We start from the raw sequence: 16273 nt of genomic DNA, 5'->3' as shown, positions 1-16273 counted from the left end.
CTTTATTTTAAATTTATATATATTTAGCCCTGGTTACTGTATTCAGTGGAGGTCTTGGTCTTTAGATAATTGATACAAACGCTTAAGGTATCCTTTGTACCTACTAGTCCTCCTTTTGTTATAATTGGCTTATTGTTAAAAACTCCACCGATTACTCTGCCGTAAATAGCTAGTGGAATGACTTCATCTTTTACATCTATGCCATCAGCTTTTATCTTGTTGCAAAAATCTTCTGTCACATCTCCACCGGAAGTATAAACACTGCCAATTTTATTTCCCAATTTTTTAATTACAAGGCAGAGTATTTCGGCAATGGCGCTGGTTATTAAATTAGAACATTGTTTTTTATTCAGATTATAATTTTTTTCTATTTCTGAGAAATTCAATACATCTTTTTCTTCAGTGGTAGTAGTAACCACTAGAATACTGTAATTATCTTCTTTATGAATAATTTCATTTACAATTCTATTGATTTCTCTATCTTTCTTCGCCTCATGAAGGAAATCTAATGTATTCGTTTTCACAATTAAAGGATTATATTTCACTTTAAGATAATTTATCTGCTCTCTTGTAAGATTACTTGCACTTCCAATACCACACAGTACCTTTTCTCTAATCTTTAATTTTTCATCTTTTTTATAGAATACATTTGCTGCAGCTGCAGTAAAGGGACCTGGATCCACAGATACAAATTTGAGCTTACTTTCAACAGAGGCCTTTGCAATTTCATTGATATCATTATTTGTACAAGCGTCAATTACAATAATCCTATTCTTTTGCTGTGCATTTTTTATTATTTCCTGTTTTATCACATCTGCTCCTTTAAGTACTTTATCCAGAGATATAAAGCCAACCTTATATTTACTCTGTTTTTTTACTATTTCAGTAACTTTGGAAGTGCTGACAGGAGAAGTTGGATCTTTAGCCACTTCTGTTTTTTCAAGGGGAACTCCATTAACCAGTAAAAAATCTCCTATACTGACTCTTCCTGAATCAGGGAAAGAAGCAACTACAATAGCTGTGATGTCAGAGCCAAGACTTTCAATAATACTGTCAATTTCATATCCTACATTTCCTCTTAAAGTAGAATCGATTCTTTTACTAAAGAATAAATTCTCCTTATCATTAAATAGATTTACTGCATCCTTAACCTTTTTATAGGCATCCTCAGGGGCTAAGCCTCGGCTGTTAGTAGTTATGCTTAAAACATCAAAACTTTTAAATTTGTATAAATCTGATTCTTGAAGCAGAGTTCCTACCTTCAAACCATTTTTGGCAAGAAGTGCTCCTGTATCATTTGCACCAGTTAAGTCATCTGCAATAATTACTGTTTTTAACATATAATCCTCTCCCATCCTTGTATTATATCTAAAATATTTTTTTAACAAACAGTTACATTTAATCTAAAATAAAACAATTTTAATTCATGTATGTTAAACTATTAGTGTCCATTTGGATAGGCCTCTTTTTGTTTAATAGATTGAATTTGCAGGTTTTTTCTATATTGACAAATTGAGGCTTTTTATTTTAAGTTATACTTATATACAACTAATTATCTTTATTATTTTCAGTTAAAAATCCTGGCCCATATTTAGCAGCTAATATAATGGCTTCTATCATGCTTACCTCACTTACTTTTCCTGTGCCGGCTATATCAAAGGCTGTGCCGTGGTCTACAGAAGTTCGTAAAAATGGCATATTATTAGTTAAGGAAATTGTTCTTTCAAAGTCCACCATCTTTGTTGCAATATGCCCCTGGTCATGATAGAGGGAGAGAACTGCATCATATCTTCCAAGTAAAGCCTGATAAAATACTGAGTCGGCACCAATTGGACCACTTATATCCACTCCCTTTTCACGTAAATTTTCAACTGCAGGAGATATATATTTAACTTCTTCATCTCCAAAAAGCCCATGTTCTCCAGAATGAGGATTGAGTCCTGCAATAGCTATATGAGGTTTTTCAATTCCAAGAACCTTAAGTGCCTTTTCACAGCGAATTACGAATTCTTCAATACCTTCCTTTGTAATTAGATCACAGGCATTTCTTAAAGATACATGTCTGCTGTAGAAAAACACTTTCAATCCCTTTACTTCAAACATGGTTAAAGGGTTTCGAGTATTAGTAAGACTCTCCAGCACTTCTGTATGACCTATATAGGGTACACCTGCACTTTTAAAGGATTCCTTATTTAAAGGAGTAGTTGCAATAGCTGTCACTTTTTTATCCATGGCTAATTTAATAGCATAGGAAAGATAATCAAAGGCTGCCTGACCGCATTGTGCCTGAACTTTTCCAAACTCTAAAGCTGAAATGTCAATATTATTAAGATCAATAAAATCTATAGTTCCCAGGGTATATTTACCTTCATCTGGGCTTGAGACAGCATTTAATTTCAGTGAAATATTTGTTATATCTAGAGCTTTTTTTAAAACCTCCTTATCTCCTACTACAATAGGATTACATACATAATAAACACTCTTATTTTTAAGGGCTTTAACTACAATTTCAGGTCCTACTCCTGCAGGGTCTCCTAAGGTAATTGCAATAATTGGTCTACTCATTTTCAATCTCTTCCTTTCAATTTATATATTTATTTATAATCAATTTATTAGAACTAAACAAATACACAGTTATCAATGTTGAATTTATTGAAATCTTCTATTAATTTTGTGGATTGTTTGTCAACAATAATTCCAGTTAACTTACTAAAATCCTGTACTTTCACCATACTTTTCTTTTCGTATTTATCACTGCTGGTTAATAAAAAGGTTTTTTCACTTATCTTGATAAAGCTGCGTTTTAAATACATTTTTTCAATACTAGTTGTCATAAAACCATTGTTTATATCAAAAGCATCACAGCCTAAAAAGGAAGCATCTACATTGTATTTCTCAACTATTTTACAGGTTTCAACTCCTGTACATTGTTTTGATTTCATGGAAACTTTCCCACCAAGGAGTGTAACTTCTATATTGGTAAAATCACTTAGAAAAAGAGCAATTTTTAAATTATTGGTTATAACCCTTAAGCTTTCAATATGTTTTATACACTTTGCCATTTCCATTATGGTTGTTCCAGCATCCAAAATAATTGTGGAATTTGATTTTACAAATTCGCTGGCTTTTTTTCCTATTAAGTATTTTTCATTAATCATGGATTTTTCTTTTTCAAAATAGCTTTTTTCTTTAATTATCTTACTTTTGATTATTGCTCCACCAAAAGTTCTATCTATAAGCTGCTGACTTTCTAAAAAGGATAGATCTTTTCTTATGGTTACTTCAGATACATCTAACTTTTTTGACAGTTCTAAAACGGTTACATTTTTATTCTGCAGAATATAGTCATAAATTTTTTCCCTTCTTTCTAAAGTAAACATAATTTTTCCCCCTATAACCTTAGTTTCATTAGCATATCTAAGCCTGTAAACATATAATCCTGAAAGTAATTTGATAATTATACAGCTTATTAAATACTTTCAATGTGTTTCATTTTGTTTCTTTACTAGATAATATGAAAGTCTTTTGACAGTTATGCTAAAAGTTCATTTAAATAAATGATGAAGTTTCTATAAAATTTGGATACAATATAGGTAATAAGATTTGCTACTTAAGTCATTGGAGATGAAAATATGGAACCTATCAGAAATGTGTTTATCAAACCAAAAGAGTTTGAAGAAATTCAATTATTGATGCTGCAGTAACAATACTAATCATACTAAGAATTCTACAATTTATGTAAATGTGAATGGTCCAGCAGGTGGAACTGTTAATATAGACGTTAAAGTTAATCGGAATGGGAAAATATACAGTACTCAAACTTCATTTACACCACGTTAGGAGTTGAATAAAATGAAAGTTATAATTGATAGATTTGAAGGCAACTTTGCAGTATGTGAAAAACAAGATAGGACAATGATTAATATTGAGAAAAGCAAAATTCCTGAGGAATCTAAAGAGGGAGATGTGCTCAATATAGTAGATGGGGAGATTTCTATTGACATAGAAGAAACTAACAAAAGGAAAAAGGAAATTGAAGAATTAACTAAAGATTTATGGAAGTAATCTTGCAATAAAGCTAAAGGAGTAGCTTAAGTGCAACGACTTCTGGGGTTAAGGTGCAAAACAATAGCAAGCTCACTACGTTCGCAAAAACCCCTGGGGAATGTTAACAATCATAGCAAGTTCGGTGAAGTCCTCACAATATAATCAGTCTCTCATGCAAAAAATAGACTAACTAAAAGTGAAACTTATACTTTTAGTTAGTCTATTTCTAATGTTTATATATGAGTTATTATTTTTAAATTACTCTTTTTTTTCTATTAATATAAATTAAAACAACTCCTACAGTTACAAATAAAATACCTACAGTCATTATCACTTGGAAATCAATTAATGAACCTGTCTTTGGAAGAGTTGCTGAGGTCTGTACTGATTGTCCATTATTTGTTGAAGCTGACGCTGATGGGGTTTGAGCTGATTGTCCAGCATTTGTTGTATTTGATGTTGTTGGAGTCTGTGATGATTGTCCACCACTTGTTTGTGGCGGTGTTGTATTTGCAGAATTAAGCTTATTAATTGTGCTTTCTGCTGCTAACAAAGTGTTGTAGTTTGTTACTAGAGCTTGTTCAGCTGATGATAGTGCATCATAAGCAGTTCTTGCAGCTTTAACGCTATTACTGTTTGAAAGAGTTATTTCTGCAGGAAGTGCTGTTATTTGTGTTGTAACAATATCTGCTAGTTTCTGAGTTTCTGGTTCTGTAATAGAAAATGTATTTACCTTATTTAAAGAAACGGTTTTGTCTGCATTTGTAACTACTAATTTTGTATCTACTGTAATGCTGTCTTTAGCTACTGTAATTGCACTAAATGCAGGTGCTCCATTTGTACTGTTGATTTCCTGGTAATCTTGCAGTACACCAGCACTATCTTGCTTAGCACCAGAGCTTCCAGTTTCTACACTAATTGTTCCTACGCCATTTGGATCAGCCTGACCATTTCTCATAGCTTTAGATTTCATATAAACATGGTCATGTCCCTGAAAAATAAGATCAACTCCATATTTATCAAAAGTACTTCCAAAAGTTTGTACTAATGTGTCGTCTACACCTGGTGATTCATATAAGCCTCTGTGTAAAGCAACTATTTTCCACTTTTTAGTTGTAGCAGCTAAATCTTTTTCAAGCCATGCTTTTTGAGCTTCTAAATCAGTTTGAGTATTTAGTACAACAAAGTGAGCATTACCATAATCAAAGGAATATACTGTACCTGGTGTTACAGTGGAAGTTGTTGGTCCATTATTTGGTACAGTAAAGTGTTCTGTAAAGCTTAGTGCATTTCCTGCATCTGTTGGACCTGTCTGTTCATGATTACCTACAGTAGGGAAAAATGCATTATTTCCAAAATGATATCTATAGTCACCACTTAATGCACCAGTTGAATCATAGGTAGGGGTTCCAAAGAAACCACGCCATTCATCTTCTCTATTTAGTCCATCACACTCATCACCAGTATGAAGAATAAAACTTAAAGGCTGGTTTAGAGAAGGAAGATAATTATCTAAAGCTTTTTGCCAAACTTGATAATCACCTAAATTTGTAGCCTGGGTATCAGAAACATTAAGAAATATAAAAGAATCCTGTCCGTTTGCAACTGCCGCTGATTCTGTTGTAAAAGTATAGACAGGACTCCAGCCATCAGTGTCATTTCCAACTCTGTAATAGTAAGTTGTGCCAGACTGTAATCCTGTTACATTCCCACGAAAGACAGAAAAGTTATTTATACCAATACCATTTAATGGTGCATCTGAAAGCTTTGATGTTGTATGTTGAACTGTTGTTGTGATATTAGTTAGAATGCCCGCTTTAAAACCTGAATAATCTATTGTATTTTTGTAAACTTTACCATTTAGGGTACTATTAACAGAAATATTTGATGTGGATATTTGAACTTTACCATTAGTTACACTCTGTGGTGCATCCCATGTAAAATTACGAGTAGTTGCAGCATCAGCAACAAATGCATTTGTTAGTGAATAAGGAGCTGTAGCTTTTGTATTATACTGAGCTGTTAAAGCTGTAGTGGAAGTCAGTTGATTTTTTGAGTCTATTAAAGCTGCATCTGCTTCAGAAAAGATTGATGGGTATATGGAAGGAGTTTCAGTAGGTACTATTGTACCAAAAGCAGTATCATCTGGTTGAACAGGTTTTGCCGTTGCATTCCAAGCACCGTCTGCAGTAGAACGTGGCTTTGCCCAGTTTGCTATGTATGCAGCATTGTAAGGTATAATTTCAAAATCTTGTGCATTGTTGTCTGTATCTTGAAAGTTAATTCTTCTAAGAGATTTTTGTTTTGATTGAACTGACACATAAGAACCTTCATAGCCGTCGATTGAACTGTTATAACTATCATTTCCGCCTACGCCTAACATGTCTACATAACCGGTAACCTTCGTACCTTTTCCATCAATATTAAAAGGATTTATAGGCATAGTTGTTGTAGTATATGAGGATTTTCCGCTTGAATCAAGTAATAGGGCTTCTACACCTTTATTATGCATTCTAACATCCCAGTTCTGGTCAGCTGTAACGGATGGTATGCCTGCATAAACGCTGTCTGTGGAAGCATTACCTGTCTTGAAAAATAAGTGTAAAGTTGAAGGTATGTCACTTGTCTTTGATGCAAGTGTTGTGAAGGCTGATGTACCGCTAACTAAGTAAGATGATTTCGCCTTAATTTTTCCTGTCAAATTCAAACTGTACCAGTTGTTATCCGGTGTGTTTGAATTTGATATGCCGCTAAAGGAGTTACCATGTCTATACCAAAGTGTATAGCCTGTACTTAAATCAATATCACTATTTGTTGGGTTGTATAGTTCAATAAAACTGTTACTCACAGGTACTGAACTATCTGCATTTGGACCTGCGCCATAAACCTGATTGATAATTAAATGATTTGGCAGCGTTTGTGTAGTATCTGCTTTAACCTTAATTAAGCCACCTGTTAAAGAATTACATACAATTACTACTAATGCAATCATTATAATAGCTAACCTTTTTAAAAATGTATTTTTGAAATTTGTCTTCATAAATTTCATCCTCTCTACAATATATTCCTTTTTATTATAAAATATTATATTAGAAAGAATATTAGATTTATGTTAATTTTTAACTTATTTTGTTAAATTTACTGATGAGAAAGCTTGGTCAAGGTCTGCAATTAAATCTTCAGCCTTTTCCAGACCTATAGATAATCTTAAATTTACTTCAAACTGATGGGATTTTGCATATTTAGCATTTTTTATACATACTAAGATTATTAAAATTTCAAAGGAGAGAAGAGATGTTTTTTGCAGTTTCAGAAATACCTAAATCTGTAGAAATCCAACGATACTTGACTTCTATTCATATTGATAATTGGATAAAGCAGGATGTATTCCTTTTTAGGTGGTGGTTCCTATTGGATAGTAATTCTCTTAAGATAAATAAGGCTATCATATCTTTATTTCGTAGTTCATATTCTGACCTCCAAATGTTAAATAAAAGCCTTTATAATAAGATATTTATATAGTAAAATTTATGTTACAATATAAGCTGAAAAATAATATAGTACTTTTTACTTCTAAGTCTTTAAGGGTATATTAAATTGATAAAATCGGAGGAGAAGAATATGAAAAGATATTTAAAATTCTTATTTTCTACAGGTACATTATTTATATTAATTATAAGTCTGTTCACTGGATGTATTCAGAGTGATTCATCAACTAACAGAAAAGGTACTTCTGAATTAAAAAATACACTGACAATTTTATCCGCTTCAGAAAATAAAACACTTGATCCAATCATTCAGGATTTTGCAAAAAAGAATGGAGTCAATATAGAAATGCATTATAAGGGATCAGTTGATATAATGCTTGCACTTAAGCAGGACAATATTGCAGAAGATGCTGTATGGCCTGCAAATAGCATATGGATATCTATGGGTGATGAAAAACATAGAGTAAAATATAACGAATCAATAATGACCTCACCTGTGGTATTTGGAATTAAGAAGAGCAAAGCACAGGAGCTTGGTTTTGTAGGGAAAAATGTTAGTGTTAAAGATATTTTAAATGCAACGGAACAGGGTAAATTACAATTCATGATGACATCAGCCTCTCAATCAAATAGTGGTGCCAGTGCATATATAGGATTTTTATATTCATTTCTTGGTAATCCGGATAATATAACCTTGAGTGATTTACAAAAGCCAGATTTAAAAGATAACATAAAAAAACTTCTTTCTGGGGTTAACCGTTCTTCCGGAAGTTCTGATTGGCTTAAGGATCTATTTTTAAGTGGAAATTATGAAGCAATGGTTAATTATGAGTCAGTAATAATTGATACAAATAAACAGCTTATAAAAGATGGCAAGGAGCCTCTTTATGCAGTATATCCTTATGATGGGTTAACTATAGCAGACAGTCCCCTTGGTTATATAGATAAAGGCGATTCTAATAAAGAAAATATATTTAAAAAGTTACAGGCATTTCTTTTATCACAACCTACACAGCAGAAAATTTTAGCACTTGGAAGAAGGACTGGAATTGGCGGTACTGTGCAAAATCCTGATAAGTCAGTATTTAATCCCGATTGGGGGATAGATGCTGAAAAAGCAATTTCACCAATAAAGTATCCATCTCCTGATGTTATTCAGGAGGCATTAAATTTATATCAATCAGAATTTAGAAAGCCCTCTTACATGGTATTTTGCATTGATTATTCAGGGAGTATGGAATCTAATGGCGGAAATTCCGGAGTAAAGCAGGCCATGAACACCTTGCTGAATTCAGATAAAGCAAAACAATATATGTTGCAGTTAACAGCTCAAGATAAAGTGGTTGTTATGCCCTTTAATAGTAAAGTGATTAGTGAATGGAAAGCTGACGGAAATAATAATCTGCAAATCCAAAATCTGATATCTAATATTAATAATCTGCAGCCTGGTGGAGGCACTGATATATATAGTCCGGTAATTCAAGGGTTAAAAGAACTTAATGGCGTGGATTTAAGTAACTATATACCTTCAATAATACTTATGACTGATGGACAATCAAATACAGGTAAAAATATAGAAGATTTGAAACAATTATTAAAAGACAAAAACAAGGATATACCTGTATTTTCCATAACCTTTGGTGATGCAGATTCTGCACAATTAAAGGATATAAGTAATCTTACAAGAGGAACAGTTTTTGATGGTAAATCAGATTTAATTAATGCTTTTAAGCAGGCAAGAGGATATAACTAAGGCATAAGAAAATAAATTAAATAGTCAGTATGCTAGCCTATTTTGAATATGCCTAATATAGGAGGAAATTGTTGTGAGTAAAACATTAAAGGAAATAGTTGCAGGTCTTTCCGGTGGAATAATTTTTATTATCTTTTATATAATTATTCATGTATCCCTTGTAATATCAATAGCAGTAGGGGTTGCCGCATATATAGGTATTACACTTATAGCTGCCAGGCCAACCTTGTATGGAGTAGAAATGAGTGGTGCCAATGGTGCATTAATTGAACAGCTTAAAAATACTATAGATGAAGGCTATTCAAAGGTAACTGAAATAAAAAGGTTATCAAAACAAATTAAGAAAGTAAGCATTAAAAATAAAATTGATGAAATTTGTACTATTGCAGATAAAATATTCCAATATCTTAAAGAAAACCCTAAAAGGGTAAGTAATATCAGAAGATTTTTAAATTATTATCTTGATGCCATGATAAATATTCTTAAAAAATATATTTCTATATATAATCAAGAAGTAGATTCAGCGGAAATTACTCATTCTCTTTCAAAGGTTGAAGAACTGCTGGATACAGTAAAAAAAGCCTTTACAGAACAACAGGAAAAACTCCTTTCAAATGATATGGATGCACTTGATACAGAAATTGAGCTATTTAAAGATATTATGAAATCGGAGGGATTTGATGATGAAAAGTAAAATTATAGGAGTCTCCATTCTAGTTCTTATAATATGTTCTGCATTTATATTTAATTACATGAATACTACAGCTAAAAAAACAAAATCAAATGTGGTCTCTAAAGATAATATTGCAGTTACAGGACTAATAGGTGGAGAAAAGCAAGGATTATTCGATGATACAGATATACAGAAAATTTTAAGCAGCAAGTATGCATTGTCAGTTCACTATAATAAATCTGGCTCTGTTGATATGGTAACAGGTGATACCTCCAAATATGACTATCTCTTTCCATCCAGTGAAAATGAACTTGAAATATTTAAGGCCTCCAAGGGAAAGCAGCTTGTCAAAAGTGAAAGTATGTTTAACTCACCTTTAGTTTTTTATTCATGGAATGATGTAACTGATGCCCTCATAAAACAGGGTGTTGTGCAAAAAGTTAGTGATTCCTATTATGTTGCTGACATGCATAAAATACTGAATCTCATACAGGAAAATAAAAAATGGAGCGACATAGGCTTACCTAATTTATATGGGAAAGTTAGTATTGCTTCTACTGATCCCACTAAATCTAACTCTGGAAATATGTTTGCGGGGTTATTAGCCAACATGTTAAACAATGGCAGTGTAGTGGACGACAACACCGTAGATACAGTAATGCCCCAGTTGAAAAATATAATTAGTAAATTAGGTTATATGCCTTCAACTTCATCTGATATCTTTGATCAATATCTAAAAACCGGTGAAGGCGCAAATCCTATTATAGTTGGATATGAAAATCAGATAATTGAATATTCACAGCAAAACCCAGCTGTATGGAACCAGGTAAAGGATAAAGTAAAAATTATTTATCCAACGCCTACAGTATGGGCCAACCATCCGCTTTTAGCCCTTAATGACAAGGGATCACGGCTAATAACTGCATTGGAGGATAAAGATATTCAGAATATTGCTTGGCAGAAACATGGATTTAGAACAGGAATCAATGCTGTGCAGAACGACTCTAAAAGCTTAAAAATTAGTGGTATAGCTTCAAGTATTGATCAAGTTATTCCAATGCCAAAGCCAAGTGTAATGGAGAAGATTATTAACAATTTAAAATAAGATATGTGTAAATGAATATACTAGCATACTAACTAGTTATTTGTTTGAATATGTATAAATTTGGAGGGGAAAATTATGGAGATAAGACCAACAGCAAATAATAATATTATAAATTTGGATAATCAGGTGCGGAGTCTAACAGAGGATCAAAAAAAGCAGATTGAAGATATTCAATCAAAAATTGATATTAGAAATACTCAAGGAATTTTATCTTATGGAGTAGCAGCTCAGTCCAACCTGACATCTTTTGCAGATTCAGCATTGGGCAGCATAAGATCTAAAGAAGCCGGATATGTAGGGGATATGCTCACTAATCTAATGCTGAAAGTTAAAGATGTCAATGTGGATAGTATAGGATCAAATAGCGGGTTCTTATCACGTATACCATTGTTTAACAATCTAGTTAGTAATGCTAAAAAGTTCATGGCAAAATATGAAAGATTAACTGTAGAAATAGATAAGATAGTTGACGAGCTGGATAAAGCTCAAGTGAATCTCATGAGGGATATTAAAATGTTTGATACCCTTTATGAGAAAAATATTGTGTATATTAAAAATCTTGAGTTTTTAATACTTGCAGGGGAATTAAAATTAAAAGAAGTAAAAGAAAAGGATCTGCCTAATTTGAAGGAAAAAGCAGAAACAACTAATGATCCTATGGATTCGCAGGAATATAATGATATGCAGCAGAGGGTCGTTAGATTTGAAAGAAAGCTGGATGATTTAAAAAGGACAAAAATGATAGCTGTGCAAAATGCTCCACAAATAAGACTTATTCAGGGATCAGATGAAGCATTAACTGAAAAAATTCAAAGCTCAATTGTAAATACAATTCCACTATGGAAGAATCAGATAGTAATTGCCATGGGGCTATTACGTCAAAAGAAAGCACTTGAAATTCAAAAAAATGTTACTGATACAACGAATAAAATATTAACTAAAAATTCTGAAATGCTGAAACAAGGTACCATTGAAATTCAGAAGGAAAATGAACGTGGTATTGTTGAAATAGAAACTTTAAAGAAGGTTAATGCTGATTTGATTTCTACTATTGAAGAGACGATTAAGATACAGGAGGATGGTAGAAATAAGAGAGTGCAGGCTGAAAAGGATATGGCAGCTATGGAACAGGAGTTAAAAGCAAAATTACTTTCAGTTAAATAGGAAAATAATATTAAATAGATTGAGGGTTTTTACATTACAAATGTAAACATGGGTACAAAGTACTGTAGTGAAAATAATGGTAAGTTAGGGCAAGCCCACACTACAGTGACAGTGCTTATAGGAGATGGCTTTAAGCCATCTCCTTGCTTATTTAGTGACATTTATCTGGCTTCTTTATAGCCTTTAATTCTAATGCTAAAATTATTTACATTGAATATTGACTCATGTGGTCAATGGAGGTATAATTACATTGACCAATATGGTCAAAAAGTCTAGCATAAGGAGGGAGATAGCTTGATTTCCAAGTTTATGAACCTTGAGTCAGAGAAACGGGAAATCATTATTAATGCTGCATTAGAGGAGTTCGCACAAAAGGGATATAAAAATGCTTCTACAAATGAGATTGTGAAAAAGGCTAATATTTCTAAAGGGCTGCTTTTCCACTATTTTAGTAACAAAAAAAAATTATTCCTATTTCTCTACGATTATTCTAAAGATGTATTTTTAAATGAATTCTATAACAAGATGAATTATGATGAGACTGATATCATAAAAAGGTGGAGGCAGATCGTCACTCTAAAGATCCAACTTGTTCAAAAGCACCCCGTTCTATATGACTTTCTTATAGCCTCAGCTTTAGATGACAGCATGGAAATAAAGCAGGAGGTTGAGAATCAAGCGAAGGGGGTTTTAGAAGATAGCTATAAAAGGTTGTTTAATAATATCGACACATCTAGATTTAAAGCCGGCATGGATATAAAACGCGTTTTGGAAATAATATTCTGGGTTGCACAGGGCTTCAGTAACCGGGAGTTGGATCATATAAAAAGTGATCCAACTTATAGATCACATATTGATGTCAATGCGTTGGTAGAAGAATTTGAGCTATATTTAGATCTTCTGAAAGATACTTTTTATCAATGAATCTTACTTAGTGGGAGTTTGTATTCCCACTAAGTTTAGATGAATTATCCAGGAACGTGTGGCTGTTATCTCCACCTTTAGAAGGTGGAGTGTTACAGCTACTAGTTATCGGATAAATAAATCTTATTTAATGGCAGTCTTATTCACTGAGTTTAGAGCAATTATCCAGAACTGTTTCTGTGTTTTCTTAAACTTTAGTGGAGTACTTCAATAGCTAGTACTAGAAAAATAAAATTTAAGGGGGTAATGACAATGAGCGTTATCGAGATCAAAAATCTGACCAAGAATTACGGCAAGTCCAGAGGTATTGTGGATGTGAATCTAAATGTTGAGCAGGGAGAAATTTTTGGCTTCATCGGACCCAATGGAGCGGGAAAATCAACCACTATCCGAACACTACTGGGTCTCATCTATCCTGGAGAGGGCAGTGCAACTATTTTTGGAAAGAGCTGCATTGAGCATCCAGAGGTAAGAAAAGAGGTTGGTTACCTTCCATCGGAGGTATTTTACTACGACGGCATGAAGGTAATTGATTTGCTCAAATATTCTGCCAGCTTCTACAAAAAGGACTGCACGAAACGAATCAAGGAGCTTGCGGAAATTATGAATCTCGACCTTAAAAAGAAGATAGATGACCTTTCCTTCGGAAATAAGAAGAAGGTTGGTATAGTGCAGGGGCTGCTTCATGAACCAAAACTGATTATATTAGACGAGCCAACAGGCGGTCTTGATCCACTAATGCAGCAGAAGTTTTTCGATTTAATAAAGCAGGAAAGCAAAAAGAGAGCCACGGTTTTCTTTTCCTCACACATACTCAGTGAGGTTCAGCGCATGTGCGACCGCGTAGCGTTCATCAAGGAGGGCAGGATCATCAAGATTGAAAAGATGAGTACACTGCAGGAGAACAACTACAAGAAGATTAGTATAGAGGCAAAATCTAGTATACCTGAAGGATATTTTAATATCGGTGGGGTGAGTAGTCTTGAGATTAAGGACAATAGGGCTAAATTTATATTTAATGGCAATGTTAACCCAGTTATGAAAAAGATTTCTGAAATTGAACTTAACAATATATTAATTGAAGAACCTGATCTTGAAGAGATCTTCATGCATTACTATGAAAAGGAGGACTGAAGGGTATGAATATGTATCTACACGAGCTTAAGTCTTTAAGAAAATCTACGATCATATGGACATGTGCCATGATAACACTGGCTTTGATTTATTTTTCTATCTATCCCAGCCTTGCCAATGATGCGGCAGATTTTAAAAAGCTGCTGGGTGCTTATCCGCCATCCGTCCGGGCAATGCTTGGCATATCTATTGACAATATTACTTCTATCCTTGGCTTTTATTCGATGATATTTAGCTTTATCACGCTCTGTGGAGCTATCCAGGCAATGAATCTGGGTGTCTCCATTCTTTCAAAGGAGGCTAGGGAAAGGACGGCGGATTTTCTACTAGTGAAGCCTGTTTCACGTGCTGCCATCGTAAACTCTAAGCTTTTGGCTTCACTCACCATGCTTTTAGCTACCAATGTGCTTTATTATGCCGCGGCCTCCATCATTGCAAACATTGTTAAAACATCGGATTATAGCAATAGGTTGTTCTTTATGGTCACCCTTACCATGTTTTTCGTTCAACTTATGTTCCTGGCAATAGGGGTATTTGTTTCGGTGTTCTTTACAAAGCTGAAATCCGTATTGCCAATCTCTCTTGGTGTGGTCTTCGGGTTTTATATTATCGGGGCACTTATTGCCACCGGCAAAAATGACGCAGCACGTTTTATATCTCCTTTTAAATACTTTGATATAAGCTATATCATTAAAAATGCAAGCTATGAGGCTTCCTATCTCATCACTGGAGCGGTAATTGTCATCGCTGCTATTGCTGCAAGTTATATCATCTATATAAAAAAGGATATCCATTCCGTGAGCTAAGCTCTGCTAATGGATTTTGAATAAAAGGAGGTTTTATTATGAATATTTTCCTAAGAGAACTAAAGGCTAACAGAAAAGCCTTGATTATATGGAGTGTCTGTATGTTTTTGCTGGTCTTGAGTGGGATGGGCAAGTATACGGCTTATTCTTCTGGACAGAACAATGAAATTTTTAACAAAATGCCCTATTCCATTAAAGCACTGCTGGGAATAGGTTCCTTCGATGTGACTACTATGGCTGGTTATTTTGCCATGTTGTTTCTTTACATTGAGCTTACAGCTGCAATCCACGCCGTATTGCTCGGCGCAGGCATTATTGCAAAAGAGGAACGCGACAAGACCACCGAATTTTTGATGATTAAACCAGTATCACGAACCACCATAATCACTTCAAAGCTACTTGCTGCCCTTGTGAATATTATTATACTGAATATTGTCACTCTTGTTTCATCTCTCACCATGGTTGCTGCTTATAATAAAGGAAAAGATATTTCAGGTGAGATATCCATATTCATCTTGAGTATGTTCATCGTTCAACTCATCTTCCTGTCCATTGGCACGGCGCTGGCGGCATTTATCAGAAATCCTAAAGCTTCGGGTTCCCTTCTGTGGGGATACTGTTGGTCTCCTTTGTGATATCGAAAATAACAGATTTGACCGATAGGCTGAATGTCCTTAACCTGCTTTCACCTTTTAAATATTTCAACTATAAAAGTCTGGTAGATGGTAATGGTCTTAACCTTGGCATAGTCATACTTTCGCTTGTGCTTGTGGCTGCTTTCTCTTTTTTCACATATTTCTTTTACCAGAAGCGAGATCTTAACGTATGATTTGCCAGTTACAGATGTTATTTATTCTAATTTTGAAAATAGATAAACTTTAATAAAAAAAGGATTGACATTATATAAAAATTATGTTTATAATACTAGTAAACCTATATTAATACTTGATATTAGTTGTGATATAGGATTCCTTTGATAAAAGGTTATTAGTAGGTATTAAATAGATATTAGTGTTTTAGTTCACTAGAGAAACTAGAGACTAAATTTTATTCTTACATTTGTGAGAGTAAAGTTTAGTCTTTTTTAATTAGTACCTAATAATTAATGAATTAGTATTGTATTCAATAGAAAAACAGTAGTGTTGAAAATTCATAATGTTGTATTGTTTTTGAATTTTT

The 16273-nt window shown here is 33.5% G+C and carries 13 protein-coding genes and 1 pseudogene; 10 read left to right on the top strand and 4 right to left on the bottom strand.

The genetic code is table 11. The features are described 5' to 3' along the window. Positions 1–23 precede the first annotated feature (23 nt). The 3 genes from CLOPA_RS17670 to CLOPA_RS17660 form a co-directional block, all read right to left on the bottom strand. A complete protein-coding gene (locus CLOPA_RS17670) occupies positions 24–1340 on the bottom strand; it encodes a four-carbon acid sugar kinase family protein (protein WP_015616799.1) in 1317 nt (438 codons plus the stop codon). 208 nt (positions 1341–1548) lie between these two features. Then, complete coding sequence (gene pdxA / locus CLOPA_RS17665; RefSeq protein WP_015616798.1) at positions 1549–2565, bottom strand: 4-hydroxythreonine-4-phosphate dehydrogenase PdxA; 1017 nt, start codon at positions 2563–2565, stop codon at positions 1549–1551. Between the two features lie 53 nt (positions 2566–2618). Beyond that, positions 2619–3380: a DeoR/GlpR family DNA-binding transcription regulator gene (locus tag CLOPA_RS17660; RefSeq protein WP_015616797.1), complete on the bottom strand. Its 762-nt coding sequence runs from the start codon at positions 3378–3380 to the stop codon at positions 2619–2621. Positions 3381–3852: 472 nt separating this feature from the next. On the opposite strand from CLOPA_RS17660, the gene CLOPA_RS17655 reads away from it, so the two are divergent. Then, positions 3853–4065 (top strand): DUF3006 domain-containing protein, encoded by a 213-nt coding sequence (locus CLOPA_RS17655; protein WP_015616796.1) that lies wholly within the window; start codon positions 3853–3855, stop codon positions 4063–4065. 235 nt (positions 4066–4300) lie between these two features. Here CLOPA_RS17655 and CLOPA_RS17650 read toward each other — a convergent pair whose 3' ends face one another. Beyond that, positions 4301–7087 carry a fibronectin type III domain-containing protein gene (locus CLOPA_RS17650; protein ID WP_015616795.1) on the bottom strand — a complete coding sequence of 929 codons (2787 nt, stop codon included), beginning with the start codon at positions 7085–7087 and terminating at the stop codon, positions 4301–4303. Between the two features lie 581 nt (positions 7088–7668). Between CLOPA_RS17650 and CLOPA_RS17640 the strand changes: the two genes are divergently transcribed. From CLOPA_RS17640 to CLOPA_RS17605, 9 genes and pseudogenes are all read left to right on the top strand, one after another. After that, entirely contained in the window at positions 7669–9288 is a 1620-nt protein-coding gene (locus tag CLOPA_RS17640) for a substrate-binding and VWA domain-containing protein (RefSeq protein ID WP_015616793.1), read from the top strand. A gap of 73 nt (positions 9289–9361) precedes the next feature. After that, positions 9362–9982: a 5-bromo-4-chloroindolyl phosphate hydrolysis family protein gene (locus tag CLOPA_RS17635; protein ID WP_015616792.1), complete on the top strand. Its 621-nt coding sequence runs from the start codon at positions 9362–9364 to the stop codon at positions 9980–9982. Further along, positions 9969–11066, top strand: coding sequence for a substrate-binding domain-containing protein (locus tag CLOPA_RS17630; RefSeq protein ID WP_015616791.1), 1098 nt, complete (start codon positions 9969–9971; stop codon positions 11064–11066). Before CLOPA_RS17635 ends, CLOPA_RS17630 begins: the two co-directional genes overlap by 14 nt. A 75-nt stretch (positions 11067–11141) precedes the next feature. Beyond that, the gene (locus CLOPA_RS17625; protein WP_015616790.1) at positions 11142–12230 is read left to right on the top strand and encodes a toxic anion resistance protein; all 1089 of its coding nucleotides are present in this window, start codon (positions 11142–11144) and stop codon (positions 12228–12230) included. A gap of 48 nt (positions 12231–12278) precedes the next feature. Further along, positions 12279–12410, top strand: a complete 132-nt coding sequence (locus CLOPA_RS26530; RefSeq protein WP_278246000.1) for a hypothetical protein — start codon at positions 12279–12281, stop codon at positions 12408–12410. Between the two features lie 129 nt (positions 12411–12539). Further along, positions 12540–13154: a TetR/AcrR family transcriptional regulator gene (locus CLOPA_RS17620; protein ID WP_242834220.1), complete on the top strand. Its 615-nt coding sequence runs from the start codon at positions 12540–12542 to the stop codon at positions 13152–13154. 252 nt (positions 13155–13406) lie between these two features. Next, on the top strand, positions 13407–14288 hold the full coding sequence (locus CLOPA_RS17615) for an ABC transporter ATP-binding protein (protein ID WP_015616788.1): 882 nt from the start codon (positions 13407–13409) through the stop codon (positions 14286–14288). Between the two features lie 5 nt (positions 14289–14293). Beyond that, positions 14294–15094, top strand: a complete 801-nt coding sequence (locus CLOPA_RS17610; protein WP_015616787.1) for an ABC transporter permease subunit — start codon at positions 14294–14296, stop codon at positions 15092–15094. A 38-nt stretch (positions 15095–15132) separates the two neighbouring features. Further along, positions 15133–15923, top strand: a pseudogene (locus CLOPA_RS17605) (ABC transporter permease subunit). The last annotated feature ends 350 nt before the right edge of the window (positions 15924–16273 follow it).

This window comes from Clostridium pasteurianum BC1 (assembly GCF_000389635.1).
Taxonomy (GTDB): Bacteria; Bacillota; Clostridia; order Clostridiales; family Clostridiaceae; genus Clostridium_I; species Clostridium_I pasteurianum_A.
The sequence above is the reverse complement of the archived record's forward strand: the minus strand, read 5'-3'. Positions and strand labels throughout refer to the sequence as shown.

Bases quoted from the DNA above. Each gene is read 5' to 3' on its own strand.
- CLOPA_RS17670 (WP_015616799.1), bottom strand. From the start codon at position 1,340: ATGTTAAAAACAGTAATTATTGCAGATGACTTAACTGGTGCAAATGAT.
- pdxA (WP_015616798.1), bottom strand. From the start codon at position 2,565: ATGAGTAGACCAATTATTGCAATTACCTTAGGAGACCCTGCAGGAGTA.
- CLOPA_RS17660 (WP_015616797.1), bottom strand. From the start codon at position 3,380: ATGTTTACTTTAGAAAGAAGGGAAAAAATTTATGACTATATTCTGCAG.
- CLOPA_RS17655 (WP_015616796.1), top strand. From the start codon at position 3,853: ATGAAAGTTATAATTGATAGATTTGAAGGCAACTTTGCAGTATGTGAA.
- CLOPA_RS17650 (WP_015616795.1), bottom strand. From the start codon at position 7,087: ATGAAGACAAATTTCAAAAATACATTTTTAAAAAGGTTAGCTATTATA.
- CLOPA_RS17640 (WP_015616793.1), top strand. From the start codon at position 7,669: ATGAAAAGATATTTAAAATTCTTATTTTCTACAGGTACATTATTTATA.
- CLOPA_RS17630 (WP_015616791.1), top strand. From the start codon at position 9,969: ATGATGAAAAGTAAAATTATAGGAGTCTCCATTCTAGTTCTTATAATA.
- CLOPA_RS17625 (WP_015616790.1), top strand. From the start codon at position 11,142: ATGGAGATAAGACCAACAGCAAATAATAATATTATAAATTTGGATAAT.
- CLOPA_RS26530 (WP_278246000.1), top strand. From the start codon at position 12,279: ATGGGTACAAAGTACTGTAGTGAAAATAATGGTAAGTTAGGGCAAGCC.
- CLOPA_RS17620 (WP_242834220.1), top strand. From the start codon at position 12,540: ATGAACCTTGAGTCAGAGAAACGGGAAATCATTATTAATGCTGCATTA.
- CLOPA_RS17615 (WP_015616788.1), top strand. From the start codon at position 13,407: ATGAGCGTTATCGAGATCAAAAATCTGACCAAGAATTACGGCAAGTCC.
- CLOPA_RS17610 (WP_015616787.1), top strand. From the start codon at position 14,294: ATGAATATGTATCTACACGAGCTTAAGTCTTTAAGAAAATCTACGATC.